Source organism: Sorangium sp. So ce590 (genome assembly GCF_051521365.1).
Classification (GTDB): domain Bacteria; phylum Myxococcota_A; class Polyangia; order Polyangiales; family Polyangiaceae; genus Sorangium.
The window spans coordinates 11383384-11401301 of record NZ_CP150346.1 but is presented as its reverse complement, the minus strand read 5'-3'; the positions used below and the strand labels follow the sequence as shown (position 1 = coordinate 11401301).

Annotated in this window: 15 protein-coding genes and 2 pseudogenes; 9 read left to right on the top strand and 8 right to left on the bottom strand. The window is 70.6% G+C overall.

The genetic code is table 11. From position 1 onward, the window contains the following. Positions 1-5 precede the first annotated feature (5 nt). Positions 6-1475, top strand: a complete 1470-nt coding sequence (locus WMF28_RS43290; RefSeq protein ID WP_437599607.1) for a DegQ family serine endoprotease — start codon at positions 6-8, stop codon at positions 1473-1475. A 26-nt stretch (positions 1476-1501) separates the two neighbouring features. Here the strand turns inward: WMF28_RS43290 and WMF28_RS43285 are convergent, their stop codons facing one another. Beyond that, positions 1502-2431 carry a phosphatase PAP2 family protein gene (locus WMF28_RS43285; protein WP_437599606.1) on the bottom strand — a complete coding sequence of 310 codons (930 nt, stop codon included), beginning with the start codon at positions 2429-2431 and terminating at the stop codon, positions 1502-1504. Between the two features lie 198 nt (positions 2432-2629). On the opposite strand from WMF28_RS43285, the gene WMF28_RS43280 reads away from it, so the two are divergent. Then, positions 2630-3298 carry a DUF4291 domain-containing protein gene (locus WMF28_RS43280; RefSeq protein WP_437599605.1) on the top strand — a complete coding sequence of 223 codons (669 nt, stop codon included), beginning with the start codon at positions 2630-2632 and terminating at the stop codon, positions 3296-3298. Positions 3299-3370: 72 nt separating this feature from the next. Here WMF28_RS43280 and WMF28_RS43275 read toward each other — a convergent pair whose 3' ends face one another. Then, entirely contained in the window at positions 3371-5236 is a 1866-nt protein-coding gene (locus tag WMF28_RS43275; protein WP_437599604.1) for a hypothetical protein, read from the bottom strand. A 480-nt stretch (positions 5237-5716) separates the two neighbouring features. Between WMF28_RS43275 and WMF28_RS43270 the strand changes: the two genes are divergently transcribed. Next, a complete protein-coding gene (locus tag WMF28_RS43270; protein WP_437599603.1) occupies positions 5717-6292 on the top strand; it encodes a hypothetical protein in 576 nt (191 codons plus the stop codon). Positions 6293-6411: 119 nt separating this feature from the next. Further along, positions 6412-7158: pseudogene (locus WMF28_RS43265) on the top strand (FkbM family methyltransferase); the annotation flags it as partial. Positions 7159-7482: 324 nt separating this feature from the next. On the opposite strand, the gene WMF28_RS43260 reads toward WMF28_RS43265, so the two are convergent. After that, positions 7483-8208: a glutathione S-transferase family protein gene (locus WMF28_RS43260; RefSeq protein WP_437599602.1), complete on the bottom strand. Its 726-nt coding sequence runs from the start codon at positions 8206-8208 to the stop codon at positions 7483-7485. Between the two features lie 126 nt (positions 8209-8334). Beyond that, positions 8335-10017 (bottom strand): DEAD/DEAH box helicase, encoded by a 1683-nt coding sequence (locus tag WMF28_RS43255; RefSeq protein WP_437599601.1) that lies wholly within the window; start codon positions 10015-10017, stop codon positions 8335-8337. A gap of 479 nt (positions 10018-10496) precedes the next feature. On the opposite strand from WMF28_RS43255, the pseudogene WMF28_RS43250 reads away from it, so the two are divergent. After that, a pseudogene (locus WMF28_RS43250) lies at positions 10497-10583 on the top strand (glycoside hydrolase family 16 protein); the annotation flags it as partial. 79 nt (positions 10584-10662) lie between these two features. On the opposite strand, the gene WMF28_RS43245 reads toward WMF28_RS43250, so the two are convergent. From WMF28_RS43245 to WMF28_RS43230, 4 genes are all read right to left on the bottom strand, one after another. Continuing rightward, on the bottom strand, positions 10663-11655 hold the full coding sequence (locus WMF28_RS43245; RefSeq protein ID WP_437599600.1) for an alpha/beta hydrolase family protein: 993 nt from the start codon (positions 11653-11655) through the stop codon (positions 10663-10665). A gap of 144 nt (positions 11656-11799) precedes the next feature. Then, on the bottom strand, positions 11800-12864 hold the full coding sequence (locus WMF28_RS43240) for an extracellular solute-binding protein (protein ID WP_437599599.1): 1065 nt from the start codon (positions 12862-12864) through the stop codon (positions 11800-11802). A gap of 557 nt (positions 12865-13421) precedes the next feature. Then, entirely contained in the window at positions 13422-14375 is a 954-nt protein-coding gene (locus WMF28_RS43235; protein WP_437599598.1) for a pseudouridine-5'-phosphate glycosidase, read from the bottom strand. A gap of 60 nt (positions 14376-14435) precedes the next feature. Then, entirely contained in the window at positions 14436-14660 is a 225-nt protein-coding gene (locus WMF28_RS43230; protein WP_437599597.1) for a helix-turn-helix domain-containing protein, read from the bottom strand. A 72-nt stretch (positions 14661-14732) separates the two neighbouring features. Here WMF28_RS43230 and WMF28_RS43225 point away from each other — a divergent pair, with 72 nt between their 5' ends. The 4 genes from WMF28_RS43225 to WMF28_RS43210 all read left to right on the top strand — a co-directional run bounded on the left by WMF28_RS43225 (position 14733) and on the right by WMF28_RS43210 (position 17888). Beyond that, entirely contained in the window at positions 14733-15764 is a 1032-nt protein-coding gene (locus WMF28_RS43225) for an SDR family NAD(P)-dependent oxidoreductase (RefSeq protein ID WP_437599596.1), read from the top strand. Beyond that, complete coding sequence (locus WMF28_RS43220; protein ID WP_437604376.1) at positions 15664-15951, top strand: hypothetical protein; 288 nt, start codon at positions 15664-15666, stop codon at positions 15949-15951. Before WMF28_RS43225 ends, WMF28_RS43220 begins: the two co-directional genes overlap by 101 nt. Before the next feature lie 501 nt (positions 15952-16452). After that, entirely contained in the window at positions 16453-17019 is a 567-nt protein-coding gene (locus WMF28_RS43215; protein WP_437599595.1) for a TetR/AcrR family transcriptional regulator, read from the top strand. Beyond that, positions 17016-17888: an SDR family NAD(P)-dependent oxidoreductase gene (locus tag WMF28_RS43210; protein WP_437599594.1), complete on the top strand. Its 873-nt coding sequence runs from the start codon at positions 17016-17018 to the stop codon at positions 17886-17888. Before WMF28_RS43215 ends, WMF28_RS43210 begins: the two co-directional genes overlap by 4 nt. Positions 17889-17918: the final 30 nt, after the last annotated feature.

The window sequence follows — 17918 nt, the reverse complement described above, 5'->3', positions numbered from 1 at the left end:
TCGCCGTGATCACCGCGCTTCCGCTCGGCTGCCTGGACCGGGGGGAGCGCCGGGTCGAGCAGATGGCCGAGGCGACCCCGCCTGCGCCGGGGCCGCTCGACGTGCCGCCCTCCGCCCGCGAGGCGGTCTCGCTCCAGGAGGGGTTCGCCCCGATCGTGTCGCGCGTGAGCCCCGCGGTCGTGAACGTCTCCTCGGTGCGGTTCGTGCGCCCGCCGGTCCCCGAGCGCATCCCGTTCTTCTCGAACCCGTACTTCCGCGAGTTCTTCGGGATGGACGGAGACGCCCAGCGCGGACCGGAGGGCCAGCCGCCGAGCCCTCGCGTGCAGCGCGAGCAGAGCGTCGGGTCGGGCGTGATCGTGTCGCGCGAGGGCCACGTGATCACCAACGCGCACGTGGTCCAGGACGCCAGTCAGGTGCGCGTCGCCCTGCCGGGCAGGCCGGAGATGAAGGCGACGGTCGTCGGCGTGGACGCGAAGACCGACGTCGCGGTGCTGAAGCTCGACGGGGGCGAGTTCGCGTTCGCGCCGTTCGGCGACTCGGACGCGGTGCGCGTGGGGGACTTCGCGCTCGCGATCGGCAACCCGTTCGGCATCGGCCAGACCGTCACCCAGGGGATCATCAGCGCCGTCGGCCGCGGCAACATGGGGATCGTCGATTACGAGGACTTCCTCCAGACCGACGCGGCCATCAACCCGGGCAACTCGGGGGGCGCGCTCATCAACATGGCGGGCGAGCTGATCGGGATCAACACGGCCATCCTCGCGCGCGGCGCGCAGGGCAACCAGGGGATCGGGTTCGCCGTACCCTCGAAGCTCGCCCGCGCGGTGATGGAGCAGATCGTGGAGCACGGCCGCGTGATCCGCGGCGCGCTCGGCGTCGCGATCCAGGACGTGTCGCCCTCGCTCGCCGAGGCGCTCGGGCTCCCGCCGGACACGCGCGGCGCGGTGGTCAGCGACGTGTCCGGCGGGAGCGCCGCCGACAAGGCCGGCCTCCGGCGCGGCGACGTGATCGTCGCGCTGCGCGGGGAGCACCTGACCGACGGCCGCGAGCTGCGGATGCGCATCGCCGAGACGAAGCCGGGCACCCCGGTGGAGATGCGCGTGCTCCGCGACGGGCGGAACCTCGAGCTCACCGCGACCCTCGACGAGCTGCCGGAGCCGAAGCCGGAGGCGCCCACGCCGGCGCCGACGTCGACGGGCGCGCTCGGGATCGAGATCGCCGCGCCCTCGGACGAGCTGCGGCGGCGGTTCGAGATCCCGGCCGACGTGAAGGGCGCGCTCGTCCTGGGGCTGAGCCCGGGCAGCCCTGCCGCGCGGGCCGGGCTGATGCCGGGGGACATCGTCCTGGAGGCGAACCGGAAGCCGGTGACGAGCCCCGAGCAGCTGAAGCAGGAGGTCGACGCGACGGGGAAGCAGCCGGTGCTGCTCCTGGCGTGGCGGGAGGGGAAGACGCGGTTCGTGCTTGTGGAGCGGTGAGCCGCGGCGGCGGGCGCCGCGGCCGTTCAGCCGGCGGGCGGTCGGCCGTCGATCCTGCTCGGCCGGCGCCGCGCGACCTCGATCCCCGAGACGCAGACGGCCAGCCACACGCCGCCCGCGGCGAACCCCGCGAGCACGTCGCTCAGGTAGTGCACGCCGAGGTATATCCGGCTGAAGCCCATCGCCACGGTCCAGCCGAGCGCGAACGCGACGAACGCCACGCGAGCGCGGAGCGTCCGGAGGAACAGGATCGCGAGGTACGAGAGCATGCCGAACGTCACGAACGTGCCCATGGAGTGTCCGCTCGGGAAGCTCCACCCCATGGCGACCGCGAGCGGCTCGTCGAACAGCGGCCGCGGCCGCGCGAACAGGGCCTTGAGCGCCCGGTTGAGGAGCCCGCTCCCGGCGAGGGCGATCAGCCAGCCGACCGCGAGGACGCGCTGCCGCCGCTTCAGCAGCACCGCGGCCACGACGATCGCCAGCACCGTGAGCGCCCAGCCGCTGCCGAGGTACGTGAAGGCGCGGAGCGCCGTCACGCCGGCGCTGCTCGACGACGCGTGGAGCGCGCGCGCCAGCGCGAGATCGACCTGAACGATCGACGCGCCGCCGCTCACCGCCTCCGCGAGCGCGACGAACACGAGCGCGGCCAGGGTGAGCACGAGGCCGAGGGCGAGGTGGATCACGAGGTACTCGGCCGCGGAGAGCTCGCGCAGCACGCGCGCGACCGCAGGGAACCGGATCGAGAGCCGCTGCGTGACCGGGTGCTCGGCCGCCGCGCTGTAGGCCCGGGCGGCCCGCGCCCACAGCGCCCGCGCGTGGCGCTCGGAGAGGCGGGCGACCGCGACGAGCCCGAGGAGCACCCCCACCGTCCCGGCCAGGAGCAGCGCGAGCAGCAGAAGAGGCCGCGCGCCGACCGCCGAGGCGAGCTGGTCCGCGCGGAGATCCAGCGCTTCCATGGCGGAGCTCTAGCACGCGGCCCTGCCGCGGGGCTCGCTGAGGGCGCGAGCGACACGACGGCTTCCGGCGCCGAGAGATCGCGCCCATGGGCGAGGTGGATCTCGTCGTCGGGAACGGAGTACACGTAATACGCGAGGTGGTTGGTCGCCGCGTCGCTCGCTCGCGGTGGGCCGGAAGAGAGACCAGGAGAGGGAGTGATGGAGAAGCTCGATCTCGAGCCGTACGACGCGCAGGCCGTCCGCTGGCCCGCCACGGGGCGACACATCCTCGCGCAGTTCGACGCCGGAACCATCGTGGTCTATCAGGCGTATCGCCCTTCGATCGCGCGCCACGCGGCGCTGCACGGGCGGCTCGGAGGCCCGGAGTTCAGCTTCGGCCGCATGAGCTGGATCAAGCCGAACTTCCTCTGGATGATGTACCGCTCGGGCTGGGGCACGAAGCCCGACCAGGAGGCGGTGCTGGCCATCCGGATCCAGCGCGCGGGGTTCGACGCGATCCTCTCGGCGGCGGTGCCGTCGGCCTTCGTGCCCGAGCTGTACCCGAGCCAGGAGGCGTGGAGGAGAGATCTCCAGCGCTCGGACGTGAGGCTTCAGTGGGATCCGGACCACCATCCGTCGGGCGCGCCGGTCGCGCGGAGGGCGATCCAGCTCGGGCTGCGAGGCGCGATGCTGCGGCGGTTCGCCGAGGAGTGGACGGTGGGCGTGGAGGACATCTCGGAGCTCGTGGCGGAGCAGAGGGAGGTGCTGCGCGGCCGGGGAGCTGGAGCGCTCGTGATCCCGCGAGAGGACGTGTATTGGCCGGCGGAGGCGGAGGGGGCGAGGCAGGTTGGGATCGAGCGCTGGGCGGGCGTCGAGGAGCTGCCTTGAGCAGGTAGGGCGCCTCGATGGCGCCACCTGCAGGTTCAGTGCTCGGAGATGACGGTCCCGAGTGACCCGGCGTCAGCGCCTGGATGCGGCCGCGGCGGTGGACACGACGAGGCGCCGGAAATGCTCGATGCCGAGGAGGTTGCACAGGCTCTCCAGGTGCTGCCGGCGCGCCCTGTGCTCGTCCAGCAAGCGCGCGACGGGCCCGTGCCCGAGCAGATCCACGGCGATGCTGTCTCGCGAGAGGAGCACGTCGCGCGCGTAGGCGTGGAGCGGCCCCGCGATCGCGTCGGCGCGCGTGGCGTCCGCCGAGCGGCGCTCCTTGACCGAGCGGCCGCGCCACGCCGCCGCCGCTCGCCAGATCTCGCCGGTGACATAGAGCAGATCGCGCGCGAGCCGGCGCGTGAGCCCGGCCCCCTGGAGCGGAAGCAGGGAGTTGCTGTTCACGAGGATGCTGCGCGCGGACGGCAAGAAGCGACGCACGATGGCGTCGTGGAGGGCCGCGTGCGTGCTTATCGGGGAGGGCAAGCTGAACGCCAGCCGCACGACGGATGGGCTCGCGTACGGGGTGAAGGTCCTCCACCAGAGGAAGCGCGACGTGAGCGCGCCCCAGCGGCCATACCGCTCGAAGAGGTAGAATTGATCGAGCACGTCGTGCAGGTCGGGCGAGCGCCGGAACATCGCCTCGACCACCGCCAGCGTGCGCTCGCGGACGGCGGCCGGAATATCGGGTGAGCGATAGCCCAGCGCGGTCAGGCGGCGCCACTTCCGGACGAAGAACGCCGCGACGTCGCCGGCGCTGGCGCTGGCCACCCGCCGGTACTGGCCGGGGCGAGCGTAGTAATAGCCACGGAAGATCTCGCCTCCGCCCCCCTCGAAGTTCAGGGGGCGCTCGTCGTCCCAGCTCGGATAGCTGTCGATGGCGCGCTTGGCGCTGGAGTCGCCGTTCATGTGAAACGCGATGAGATCCGCGTGACGGCTGAAATCATCGTGGATGGGCATGTCCAGCTCGCGGTGCGCGTGGCGCACGCCCGAGAGGGCGGCGATGCGCCTGGCCACGCGCACGTCGAGGCTGTCGGCCGCGCCGGTGGTCCTGGCGACGATGCGCTCCGCCGGCACGACCGACGCGAGCAGCGCGAAGGCCGCGCGGCTGTCGATGCCCGCGGTCAGGTCGGCCTGGACCGTGTCGCAGCCCGCCGCGGCGAAGCGCGTGTTCTCGCGCATGGTGTCGACGATCTGGTCGGTCCGCTCCCTGACCGCGACCGCGTCACGCGCATCGACGCGGCGCTCGAACAGCCCGAGCGGCGCGGCGAGCCGCTCCAGGCGGCCGCCCCGGAAGCGCAGCCAGTGCGCAGGATCGCACGGCTCGACGCCCGCGAGCAGCGGCCGCCCGCCGATGGACCAGTCGGCCGCGAGGATCGAGCACGCCGAGGCGCGATCGATCTCGACAGGGCACGCCCCGGTCGCCGCGAGCGCGACGTCGTGCGGAGAGACGTAGAGGACCCCGCCCGCGTGCAGGGTGCGCAGCGCCCGGCGGCCGAGCAGATCCGAGATCACCGCGACCGTGCGCTCCGCGCGGTCGACGATGATGGCGGAGAAGTTGCCGTCGAGCGCAGCCACGGAGGCCCCGCCGCCCGACGTCCAGGCGCGGAGGACGGCGCTCGCGGGCGACGCCCTGGATTCGCCCTGGAGGTCGCCGAACAACAGCACAGCGTGCGTGTCCGTGACCACCTGCTCGATCAGGGTGAGCCGCGGCCGCGGCTCCGGCACGAGGAGCGCCCACCCGCCGCCCACCTCCGGCAGGACCGCCAGCGTGATCCGGGGCTCCGGCCCCACCGACGGCATCCGCTCGCCGATGAGCAGCGCCGTACGGCGAAGAAACGCGGCAGGGTCGCGGTCGTTCGCGTCCGGCAGGTCGAAGGCGGCGATGAACGAAATCAAGGGATCCTCAACTGACCTGTGATGCCCGTCCAGAGGAGCGGGTGATGCGGGTGATGGAGAGCGACCGCGACGAGCGCTTCGCGTGATGAGGCCCAGTGACGGAGAAGCGCGCAGGCGAGCGCGAATCTAGGCGGGGCTCCCCCATCGTCGCAAGCACCTGAGCGCCGCGTCCATTTTCTGTTTTGCCAATTGACACAACAGAAATTCCGCCTCATCCTGCCCTCCGTGACAGCAGCACCAGGCCGTCCGCGCGGCAGACCGAGGAAAGATCCAGAGCGGCTCTCGACATGGGTCCCGCCCGACGGCTGGTCACGCCTGGTTGCGTGGGTCTCGCCGGAGGAGCGGAAAGCGCTGAAGCGCGTGGCGCTCGAGGCGAGCACCTCTGTCGCGGATCTCGTGCGCGCCCTGGCGAGCGGCCTCGCCGGGGGCGTCATCACACCGGAAGAGCTACTCGGCCACGTGAGAAAGGGCATTCAGGTCATGGAAAAGATTCCGACGATCTTCGATCGTGGCGACGACTTCAAGGTGCTCCCGCGGCCCCGCCAGGGCTGCGAGTGGGTCTTTGCGGGCGAGGGCCGCCCCACCGAGAAGCTCGACGGCACGAACGTGCGGCTGACCCTTCGCTCGGGCCATGTGGTCCGGGTCGAGAAGCGCAGGAACCCGAGCAAGCTCCAGAAGCAGCAGGGAATCATCGACGGCTGGTACGTCGACGCGGACGAGCACGGACCGGAAGACAAGTGGATCTTCGAGGCGGTTCGCGAGACCGACTTCCAGCGCTGGCCGGACGGCGAGCACTCGGCCGAGGCGCTCGGACCGAGCATTCAGGGCAACCCGCTCGGGCTGACAAGGCACCTCTGCGTGCCGTTCAACCTCGAGATCCCCGTCTACGACGAGGTCGCGAGGACCTATGAGGGCCTCCACAGCCTGTTCTCGCACCTGGAGAGCCGCTTCTCCCCGGGCCACCTCGCCGAGGGGATCGTGTTCCACCACCCCGACGGCCGGCGCGCCAAGATCAAGCGCAAGGATTTCCCCGGGACCTCCGGGAAGTCGCGCTGAGGCGGCGGTCGACGAGCCGGAGCGCAGGGTGCGCCGCCGCCGCGGCTCTCGACACAACCCGCGTGGCCCGCTTGCGGGCGCGGGCCCAAACCCTACAATCAGCCCCCGGAGGCCCAGCCGTGCCCAGCCCTGCCGATCTCCGCACAGATCCGGCCTTCCTCCCGCTCGGCCGCTCGCTCGCGATCGGTTACGGCGACCCGGCCCGCGACGCCGCGATGGATCGCCTCTACGCGCGCTTTCTCAAGCCCGGCGACCTCGCGTTCGACATCGGCGCGCACGTCGGCGACCGCGTCGCGTCGTTCCGCCGCCTCGGCGCGCGCGTCGTCGCGCTGGAGCCGCAGCCCCTCTGCGCGCGCGCCCTTCGCGCGCTCTACGGCGCGGATCCCGACGTCACCCTGGTCGAAGCCGCCTGCGGCGCCGCGCCCGGCCGCCTCGTCATGCACGTCAACACGGCGAACCCCACGGTGACCACCGCCTCGCCCGCCTTCGTCGCAGCGGCCGCCGGTCAGCCCGGCTGGGAGGGACAGGTGTGGGACCGGCAGATCGACGTTCTCGTGACGACGCTCGACGAGCTGATCGCGACGCACGGCGCGCCGGTCTTCATCAAGATCGACGTCGAGGGCTTCGAAGACCAAGTGCTCGCCGGCCTGACCCGGCAGCTGCCGGCGCTCTCCTTCGAGTTCACCACGATTCAGCGTGACGTGAGCTACCGCTGTCTGGACTACCTCGCGACCCTCGGCGCGCACCGCTTCGACATCGCGCTGGGCGAGAGCCAGCAGCTGACGTTCGAGCGCTGGCGCAGCAAGCAAGAGATGGCAGACCACCTTCGTGCCTTGCCGCACGGGGCGAATGCCGGCGACGTCTATGCGATCGCCACGGCGCAGGAGCCAGAACCCGGCGCCGAGAGCGACGACGAGACAGAAGCCGCGGAGCGCCCCCGACCATCACCGAGACGACGCATGATCCGGTCCTCTCGTTTCAGCAGAGATCTGCTGTCACGGACGACCTTCCGCGCCGCGCCCCGGACGTCGATGTTCTGCCCGCCAAGCCGGAGCGCGTCGGCACGTTCCACGACGACGGGCCGGAATCCGTAGCGCGCGAGCCTCAAGACGAGGGCGGGACCGGCGATGCTCGCGCCCGGGATCAAAGCAGTCCAATGTTCCACGGAGGATGAGCTCCTATCTCTTACTCTACTCTCCGCGCGAAGCGCCCGGCTTCCAGTCGGCATAGTAGCGCTGCCGCATACGCTCGCAGTAGGCGACGAGGTGCGGCTGGGCCTCGGCGTGGCGCTTCACCGGCGAGTCGGCGGGGAAGCGCAGCACGCTGACGAGGAACGCGTACACGGTCGCGTCCACGGAGCTCGGCTCGGCCCCGAGCATGAAGGGCTGGTCGCCGAGCAGGGCGGCGAGCGCGGTGAGGTCCGCCTTGCCGATCTCGTAAACCTCCTCGCGGCTGTGGAGCCCGGTGCCCTGCGCGCGGAGCATACTCTTTATCCTCCTGCGGATGAGCTCGACGATCGGACCGCCGATGACCGGGGGCATGAGCGACAGGATGATGGGGCGGTAGACCGCCCACGCGTCGGGCTCGACCCAGCGCGCGTACACGACCACCCAGTAGAACGCCTCGTCGAGCATGCGCCGGATCACGTAGCCGCGCGCGCGCGCCTCGGGGGCAAGGTGGGCGTCGAGCCTGTCGCCGTGGACGCGCTCCAGGTGCTCGATGATGAGCTGCGAGTCGCCCATCCTGCGGCCGTCGATCTCGACGTGCGGGATCTTGCCCTTCGGCGCGCCGCGCACGTCGCCGGCGCGCACCTCGTACGGGAGGCCGGCCATGCGCAGCCAGGTCTCGAGCTTGACGCAGAACGGGCTGATGTTCGGGATGCCCCACGCGGCGGGGCCCTGGTAGAGGGTGATCATGGCGGTCCTCCGCGGCCTGCGGGCCACGCGGCCCACCGGGCGCTGCAGCCTACACGGGCGCTCGCCGCGGAGCGATCCGGCAGGCTCATTTCCGCGGGCAGATCGAGCGCCGCCGGGGTGTCCGGCTCATCGCTTCTCGCGCGGCGCGGTGACCCTCGCCCACACCGCGAGGATCATGGCCTGTTCCAGGGTGCTCGGCGGGGCATGGCCCCTCGGGGGCTCGGCCGGCAGGGGCACGGGGGGCTTTCCCCTGCGCCATGGCGCGTCGTGGCGCGCCGAAGCGCAGGCCGAAGGGCCGCGGCGCGTGACCTCGTAATCGACGGCGGCCACCGCCTCCTCGAGGATGGCGAAGCGCTCGACAAGCTTGCCATCCAGCAGGACGTGCCACCGCTTCCCGCGACCCCCGCGGGCAAGGACGACGACCTCGCTGATCGCTCCAGGCTTCCTCTCGAAATGGAGCGTCAGGCCGAAGCGGCCGAGAGAGGCCCACGCATTGCGCGAGATGGCCAGCACCTCGGGGTCGACGCGGAGGCTCACGGGATCGAAGTGCGCGGCGCGCTCCTGGATCTCGCGCAGCGTGATGCGGCCCGCCTCGACCTCGAACCCGGGGTAGTCGAAGGCCACCTGCCGATAGAAGCGGCCCGCCTCCGCGGCGTCCCTGCCCTCGAGATCGAGGTCGCGGGGCATGCCGAAGAGCGAGGGGAGCGTGCACAGCTGGAGCGAGGAGAGGTCGACGAAATCGAGGATGAGGCAATCCTTCTTGCCTGGATGGAGGCGGGTGCCGCGCCCGACGCACTGGGCGTAGAGCCCATCCGAGCGGGTGGGGCGGGCCATCGCGATGCAGGAGACGCCAGGGTCGTCGAAGCCCTCGGTGAGGACAGCGACGTTGGTGAGGACCTGGACGCGCTCTTCCCGGAAATCGGCGAGGACCCGGCCGCGGAGGTCGGAAGGCATGTCGCCGTGGACATAGGCGGCTCGGACGCCGAGGTGGTTGAGCGCCTTCGAGAGGTTCCTGGCGTGCGCGACCGTGACGCAGAAGGCGATGGTGCGGCGATCGCGGGCGAGCTCTTGAATGGAGCGGGCGACGAGCGCGTTGCGCTCCTCCATGTCGACGGCGTCCTCGAGCTCGTCCGTGGCGAAGTCGAGGCCGCCGGCGTCGAGGCGGGAGAGGTCGGTGGCGGTGGCGACGCGGTAGCCGGTGAGGGGGGCGAGATAGCCGTCCGCGATCATCTCGGGGAGGGAGCGGCTGTAGACGATCGCCTCGAAGACCTCGTCGAGGCCCTTGCCGTCGCCGCGGGCCGTCGTGGCGGTGAACCCGAGGAGGGTGCCTGTCCACGCGGGGTCGAAGGCGCCGAGCTGGCGGAGGACGCGGCGGTTGTCCTCGGCGGGGGCGTGGTGGCATTCGTCGTAGATCACGAGGCCGATATCGCGGCCGCCGGTGACCTGCTCCAGCCGCTTCTCGTGGAGGGAGCGGATGGAACAGACGATGACGCGCGCGTCCGACGAGGCGCGGAGGTCGCCCTGCTCGACGGCGACCGTGGCCTGTCCGCCGAGGGCGCGCTCGATCTTGTCCTTGGCCTGGAAGAGCAGCTCTTCGCGGTGGGCGAGGACGAGGACCTGCCGCCTGGCGAGGCGGGCGAGATGGGAGAAGATGACCGTCTTGCCAGCGCCGGTGGGGAGGCACACGACCATGCGCCGGACGCCGCGTCTGCGGGCCGCGAGCACGGCGTCGACGGCGGCGCGCTGGTAAGGGCGCAGGGCGGGCGCGCCGGGGCCCATCGGTGCTGAGGCTGTCGTGGGGTGGGTCATGCGCTCTCGTGCTGGCGGCGCGGCAGCATAGCCCGGAGCCCCTGTCCGTGCTCTTCACGGCGCGGGTCCGCTAAGCGCAGGCCCGGAGGGCGCTCGAGGCGATCGCTCGCCGCGCCGCGCCTAGGCGTAGCGGCCGCGGCGTGGCCTCCGGGCACGCGCCGCCCGCGATCCCTCGGGGGTGATCTCCGTGGCTGGCGCCTCGTCTTCTCGGACGAGTTCAACGGGCCGAGCGGGTCGGCGATCGACGGCTCGAAGTGGTCGGCCGAGACCGGCGGCCACGGCTGGGGCAACAGCGAGCTGCAGCACTACACGAACCGGCTCGAGAACGTTCGCCAGGAGAGCGGGGCGATGGTGATTTCCGCGACGCCGCAGGGCGCCGATCAATAGGCCGAGCTGCGGCGAGATCGATATCATGGAGAACGTCGGCCACGATCCGTCGACGCTCCACGGCAGCCTGCACGGTCCCGGGTATTCCCGTGGCGGCCGGCGGCAACTGGCCGGGATCGCCGAACGGGTCCACGTCCTTCCCGCAGCGGATGCTCGTCGACTACGTGCGCGTCTACCGGCGCTGAGCGGCGGCCGGCGTGGGCTGCGCGACGGGGCGGCGCGGCCCAACCTGGGTCGGCTCGCGCTGTCGCGCTGTCGCTACGGCCCCAGCCGCTCCATCGCGTCGACCGCCGCGCGCCGGAGCGCCTCCCCTTGATAGACGACCGCGCCCGCGTGCCCGGTGTCGAGCCACCGGAGCTCGCTCGCCCTCCAGAGCGCGTGGAGCTCCTCGACCTGCTCGGGGAACACGTACCCGTCGTGGCGCCCGCCCACGATGACCACGGCATCGGACCGCCGCGGCGCCGGGTGGCGGTCGAGATCCGCGGCGCCGAACAGCGCTCCGAGCCGAGCCCGCGCCGCCGACGCCCCGCCCAGCGCCTCGAACTCGACGCTGACCGACAGCATCCCCTCGGTGAACACCGGCACGACGCTGCGCCCCGCGCCGAGGACCGCCACCGCGAGCGGCCGCGCCGTCACCGCCGCCGCCAGCGCGGCCGAGACCCCGCCCATGCTGAAGCCGACGACGCCGATGCGCTCGTACCCCTCGCAGGCGAGATGCTCCACGAGCGCCCGCGTCTCCTCCACCGTCGCGAGGTTCATCAGCAGATGCTCGGCCACCGTGCGGATGGCCGTGCCGCGCTGCCCCGCGGGCCGGCGCAGCCCGTACATGGCGTTCTCCAGCAGGATCACCTCGATGCCCTCGCGCGCGGCGAGCGGCCGCCACAGCCGCGTCCGGGCCGCGAAGCCCTCCTCGCCGGACGCCGCCAGCGCCACGTAGACCGGCCGCCGGCGACCTTTCGCGGGCGCCGCCGGCGCGATGCGGCGCACGAACGCCGTGCTCGCGCAGGGCGGCAGCCCGGGGCACGCGGCCGCGAACCAGCCGTCGGTCACCTCGAGGGGCCCTGCCCGCCGCCCCCTACCCCAGGTGACGTCCGCCGCGCGCGGCGGCGCCGCGAACCGCGCGACGGCCGGCAGCCGGCCGAGCACCCCCTCGTCTCCCCAGCCGCCCGCGAACAGCCGGCGGCGGCGCGACAGGACGGCGGCCGCGTGATCGAGCCAGTGAACGGAGCGCGATCGCGGCGCCGCGCTCATGCCTCCTCGTCCAGCACTCCACATCGGGTTGCCATCGTAGCAGGTCGGCCACCCCGCGGGTGCGCGGCGGCCTGGCCGGCCCGGCGCGGCTTCTCGCGCAGTCCTCCCGACCCGAGGAGGAGAGCCATCCCATGGTCTTTCTCCTCAGGGCGGTGATGAGACGTTCAGTTGCTTCAGAATGTCGTCTCGCATCTTCTTCCTGACCGCGTAGAGACCACGGTTTGGAAAGGGCGCACCGGCCTCGATGGCACCTCGAATCGAAGCGTAGTACCTGTCACCCTTCACCTCCGGCAGCTCGAAGGCCGACCTCGTCGCAGGAATGAGGTACCGCGGAGGGACCTTTTCGGCACACTCCTCCGCGAACAGATACCATTTCATTGTGGCAGGCTCGTTGATGTATTTCACAAAATTTCGCGCGGCGACCATGCACTCGTCGTCGCAACCCTTTCGAAGCACGAAGGCGTCCGTGAACAGCAGAAGATTACGACCGTCGCCAAAGGGCGCCGGCGCGATGCCGATGTTCTCCGGGTCCTTGGCGACTCGGAGCGCAGCGTGAAGACGCTCCGAGTAACCGAAGGTCGCCGCGGCCTGGCCTTGGCCGAACTCCTCTGCAGCCTTGGTGGTGTCGTCGTACTTGCCGCCCGCGGTGATGCACACGTTGGAGCCGGTGGCCTCGCATTGGCCGAGCGTGCTCTTCAGGGACCCGATGACAGACATGTCCAGCGTTGCGGAGATCGCGTTCGCCACATCTCTCTGGGGATATGTATCCCGCCATGCGTCGAGGTAGAGGCTGGGCAACGTCCAGCTTCCAGCCGCATCTCCGACCAATGAAGGCGCTGCGCCGCCAGAGGCCTTGAGGGCCTTCACGAGATCGCCCGCCGTCTTTGCCTCGAGGACTTGCCTGCTTCGAGAGAGGATGAACTCGCTGCACATCAGGTGGGGCACCCCGTACATCTGCGAATCGACGGTAGAAGCTTCCCTCGCCGGCGCGAGCCAGTCCCCTGTATCGACATCCGCGGGCCAGGCTTTGATGACGTCGCGGTCCTTGACTTCACCAAGGACAAGGGTGTCCAGCTCAACGACGTCGAAGCGCGGTTCGCTGGTCCCCATGTACTTGGCCAGGACATCCGGCGAGTAGAGGGCGTCGTTCGGGTCGGCCACCGTGATGCTCACGCAGCGCTTCGTCGTCTCGAAGAACTCGCGCTCCATGCGGAGTCGCATGTGAACAAACGAATCGTTGGGTTTGCATGAAGGGACGTAGGGAAAGAGAAGCACTCGAAGCGGCGCAGCACAGACGGATCTGTCAGCCGTCGATGAGGCGACTTGAGCCGGGGAGGCGGCCGGCGGACTGGCGACGTGGGCCAATCCGCCTTCTGTCGTGCTGGAGCAAGCCAGCACCGGAGCCGTGGCCAAGCACGCCATAGCAGCAAAGCGGGGGCCCAGGCGTTCATGTTGCTTCATCATTCCTCGCGAATCAGGTGGTGACCAGGTGGAGCGCAATGCCAGCATCGTCGCCGGGCCGGGGCAGGAGTCAAGCCCGTCGGGGCCGGCCGGATCCTCTCCGCGCCTGGATCATCGCCGGACTTTCGCGTCGCGGATCGGCCGGTGAGGTTCAGGCGCTCGGGTAGTCTCAGGGCGCCCTCCGGCGACGTTACCACGAGGACGTTCGGCCCGCGTCACCGAGAACCCAGGTCGGCGAACGATCCGTCAGACCGTCAGCGAGAGCTAACCTGCGATGAATGGCTGGAGCACGCGGTCGGCCTCGCTCATGCCGTGGCCTTCGGCTTTGCCCTCGGCTTGGCCCCGAGCTTGCTCATCGCCACCGCGATGTCCGCCGCCACTGCCGCGTTGTTCTCGACCAGAGCGATATTGGCGATGAGGCTCTTGCCCTCGGTGAGCTCGAAGATGCGCTTCAAGAGGAACGGCGTCAGGTCCTTGCGGCTCACGCCCTCTGCCTCGGCGCCCTTGATCGCCTCCTCGATCCGCGCCTCCATCGCCCTGGCGTCCATGGCATGGCTTTCGGGGATCGGGTTGGCCACCAGGACCCCACCCATGCCGAGCTCGAACTGCAGCGCGATGACCCTGGCCGCTTCCTTGGCGCTATCGACCCTGTGGTCCACCTTCTGCCCGCTCTGCCGCGCCCAGAAGGCCGGGAAATCCTCGGTCTTGTAGCCCAGGACCGGCACGCCATGGGTCTCCAGCGTCTCCAGCGTCTTGGGAATGTCGAGGATCGCCTTGGCCCCCGCGCAGACCACCGCCACCTGCGTCTGGCTCAGCTCCTCGAGGTCGGCGGAGATGTCGAAGGTCGTCTCCGCCCCGCGATGCACGCCGCCGATGCCGCCCGTGGCGAACACCCGGATACCGGCCCAGGCCGCCGTCATCATCGTGGTCGCCACGGTCGTTCCGGCCATCGCGCCCGAGACCAGGAGCGCCGCCACGTCGCGCCGCGAGGCCTTCGCCGCCTTGCCGCCCGCCTTGGCCAGCCGCTCGAGATCTTCGGCCTTCACGCCCACCTTGAGCTTGCCGTCCATGATGGCGATCGTCGCCGGCACGGCCCCGTTCGAGCGGATCACCGCCTCCACGCGCTGCGCCATCTCGAGGTTCTGCGGATAAGGCATGCCGTGCGTGATGATGGTCGATTCCAGCGCCACCACCGGCCGGCCGTCGGCGAGCGCTTTCCTGACCTTGGGCGAGAGGGAGAGGTGGTCCTTGATCGACACGCTGAAATCCTTCGGCTGCGGAGGTTTGACGCCTGAGCAAGTCCAGGCGCTTCGGAGGCGTCAAGCCCCAACTGCGGGACCTGCCCTGGGTTGACAGAGCGTCACGCCCAGCTGCCGGCCACCTCGCGGGGGCTCGGCCGCCGTCCCGAGGCGCTGTTCCAGGTGCCGCACGGCCAGGCTCACCGCCGATGGCGAGACGGCGAGCCTGCGCGCGGCGGCGGAGAAGGAGCCCAGCTCCGCGACCAGGAGGAACTGCTCGACACCGTCAAGTCCGGGGACGCCCATGATTGTGAAGTTATAGCTTCAAAGTCCTCGTAGCGCCTTCGCTGTTCTCTTTGCCTGCTTCGCGTCGCATGGATGGTGCGTCTTCAACCACGAGGAGCACGAACCATGGGCAAGTCGAGCGATGCGGTAGTCGTCGTCACGGACGTCAGCACCGGGCTCCGGCGCGCCTTCACCGAGGCCGCGCTCGCGGAAGGGCATCAGGTCATCGGCACCGTGCGCACCGAGGAGGCGCGCGCTTCGTTCGAGGCGCTGGCGAAAGGCCGCGCGCACGGGCGCATCCTGGAGATGACGAGCACGGAGGCCATCACCCCGTTCGTCTCCGAGGTGCAGCGCGACTTCGGACGCATCGACGTGCTGGTAAACAACGCGGGCTACGGCCACGAGGGCGCGGGCGTCACGTGCATCGAGCCGGGCGGCTTCCGCACCGACTGGGCGGGGCGCTCGCTGGTGCGCTCCGAGCGTCGCATCAAGGACTACGACGCGGTGATGGACCCGATCCGCGCGACGCGACGAGCGAGGCACGGAAATCAGGTCGGCGATCCCGCGAAGGCCGGCCGGGCGATGCTCGCGATCCTCGGCGAAGAGAACCCACCCGCGCACCTCGTGCTCGGCACCGACGCGCTCGCGCTGTGCTCTGCGCGGGGCCCCGCGCAGATCGAGCGAGGGCTCGCTCACCTGAGCGAGCCCTCGCTCGATCCGGACAGCCCAGACGCCGCGGCCGAGCGCGTGAGCCGAAGGGCTCGCATGGTCCGACTCCTGCCAAGGGGATCACGCCTCCGCCGCGCCGGACGTCGCCGCGGGGCGCCGTTTTCCGCTCCGGTGGAGCGGCTCGTGCATGACTATCGCCTCGCCAGGATCGGTGAGGCATTCTGGAAGGAACATCATGAACGCTCAGGATCGTATCAAGAACCATCGTATGGCATCCGTCCTCTGGCTCGCGCTCTCGCTCGTCCCGCTCGGCGCCGGCTGTCAGGTGGAGGCGACCGACGGCGCCTCCGAGTCGATAGAGTCCGGGGCGGAGGAGCTCAAGGTGGGCGGCGGGGGCGAGGGGAGCGCCTGCGGCGGCATTGCCGGCCTCGACTGCGAGCACGGTCTGTTCTGTGAGTACGAGCCCAAGGCGATGTGCGGCGCGGCCGATCAGACGGGCATCTGCGCGCCCATCCCGAAGGCGTGCACGAAGGAGTTCGTCCCGGTCTGCGGCTGTGACGGCAAGACGTACGGCAACGCGTGCGCCGCGAGCGCGGCGGGCGTGTCGGTGGCTTATCCCGGCCGGTGCGCTGCGCGCCGGTGAGGGGGCACCCCGGGGCCTCCAGGGCGACCCGACCCGGCCCGGTTCGGGTCGCGAGAGCGGCCGGTGACGACCTCGATCATCGTATCACCGATCGCGATCCGGAATAGCGTCCCCGCTCGGGTCGACGGCGCATGAATCCGCCTCGAACATCTCTTTGCGGACCCCGATCACGAACTCTGCCCACGATCTCAGGGCCTTGGTCGCTGAAGCGGTGGCGGAGCCCGTCCCCAGAGGCGGTGCGCCGCATCCTCGATCATCTCAACCTCCCCTCGCACCCGCGAACGGCAGCACCCGCACGCGACCCAACGTGCGAACCGATGGCGTTCGGCGTCGACGCCGCGTAGCTGGGCACACCACCCGCCCCCGTCATGGCGAGCGCACGCCGCCCTCGTCGAGGCACAGGCGAGGCCGGCAGCCGGCACACAGACCTCCCCGACCGCCCAGTCTTGGGGCCACCTGGAACATCTTGACAACATATGCTCTCATTGTCACAATGTCTTCATGACAGCGACGATGACAGACGACGAGGCAGCCGCCCGCCGCGCGAGGATCCTGACCGCCGCGCGCTGGTGCTTCCTCAACTTCGGCTTCGCGAAGACGGCCTTCGAGGACATCGCCAGGCGCGCCGGCCTCTCGCGCACGCTGCTCTACCGGATCTTCAAGGACAAAGAAGACATCTACCGGGCCGTCTTCGTGGACTGGCTGGTCTCTCGGCACCCCGCCGCGAAGGAGGCGGCGAACGGCCCGGGCAGCGCCTATGAGCGCTTGCTCAGCGTCTGCCGTCTGATGGCGCTCGAGCCCTGGGCCGAGATGGTCGGGGCGCCGATGGGGAGCGAGTTCCTCGAGGCGTGCGAGCGAATCGATCCCGAGAGCGAGGCGCTTTATCGCAAGGTCGCGCTCGAGTGCGTGGCCGCCATCCTGGGCGATGAGGCGAGCGCCGAGGTCTTCCTCCTCGCGCTCGACGGGTTGTTCGCGGGCCGACCGTCGGTGGAGGTGCTGGAGCAGCGGACGCAGCTCCTCGCAGCGCGCTTCGCGCCTCGCTCGTCGAAGAAAGGAGCGCGGTCATGACAGCGTCACCTGAAATCCAGGAGATCGCCATAATAACCGGTGCGTCTACCGGCATCGGCGCGGCCACGGCACGCGAACTGGCCCGGCGGGGGTTCCACGTCCTCGCGGGTGTCCGGCGCGACCGCGATGCCGACGCAATCCGGGGGCCGGGTATCGAGCCGCTGATCCTCGACATCACCAGCCCGGACCACATCCAGGCGCTCGCTGCTCGGGTGCGCGAAGACCCGCAGCGCCGGGCAGTGCGGGCGCTCGTGAACAACGCCGCCATCGGCGTCAACGCGCCGGTCGAGGTCTTCGCGATCGACGAGTGGCGACGCCTGTTCGAGGTGAACCTCTTCGGCCACATCGTCGTGACCCAGACACTCCTGCCGGCCCTGATCCGCAGCAAGGGTCGCGTGGTCAACATCAGCTCCGTGGGCGGCAAGATCGCCGGGGCCACCTATGGTCCTTACGCAAGTACAAAGTTCGCGCTCGAAGCCGTCAGTGACTCCTTGCGACGCGAAGTCGCCCCGCTCGGCGTCCAGGTGGTCGTGGTCGAACCGGGCGCGGTGCGCACGGAGATGCCCGGCCGGGCGATCGCCACCGCCAATGAGATCGCGTCGGCCATGACGCCCGAGCAAAGCCAGCGCTACGGCGGGCTGGTGCAAGCCATCACCGCGCAGACCGCGTTTTACACCAAGTCGGGCCTGCCCGCTGACGCCGCGGCCAAGGTGATCGCCAAGGCAGTGACGGCGCGCAAGCCGCGCACTCGCTACACCATCGGCCGCGAGGCCGCGCTGCTCCCTTTGGTGCGCATCCTGCCTGACTGGATACTCGACCTCCTCTTTGCCGCTGCTCTGCGTCCCCACTTTCCCGAGCAGAGCAAATGAGCGCCACGACTCCGCTGCCGCTCGCCGGTA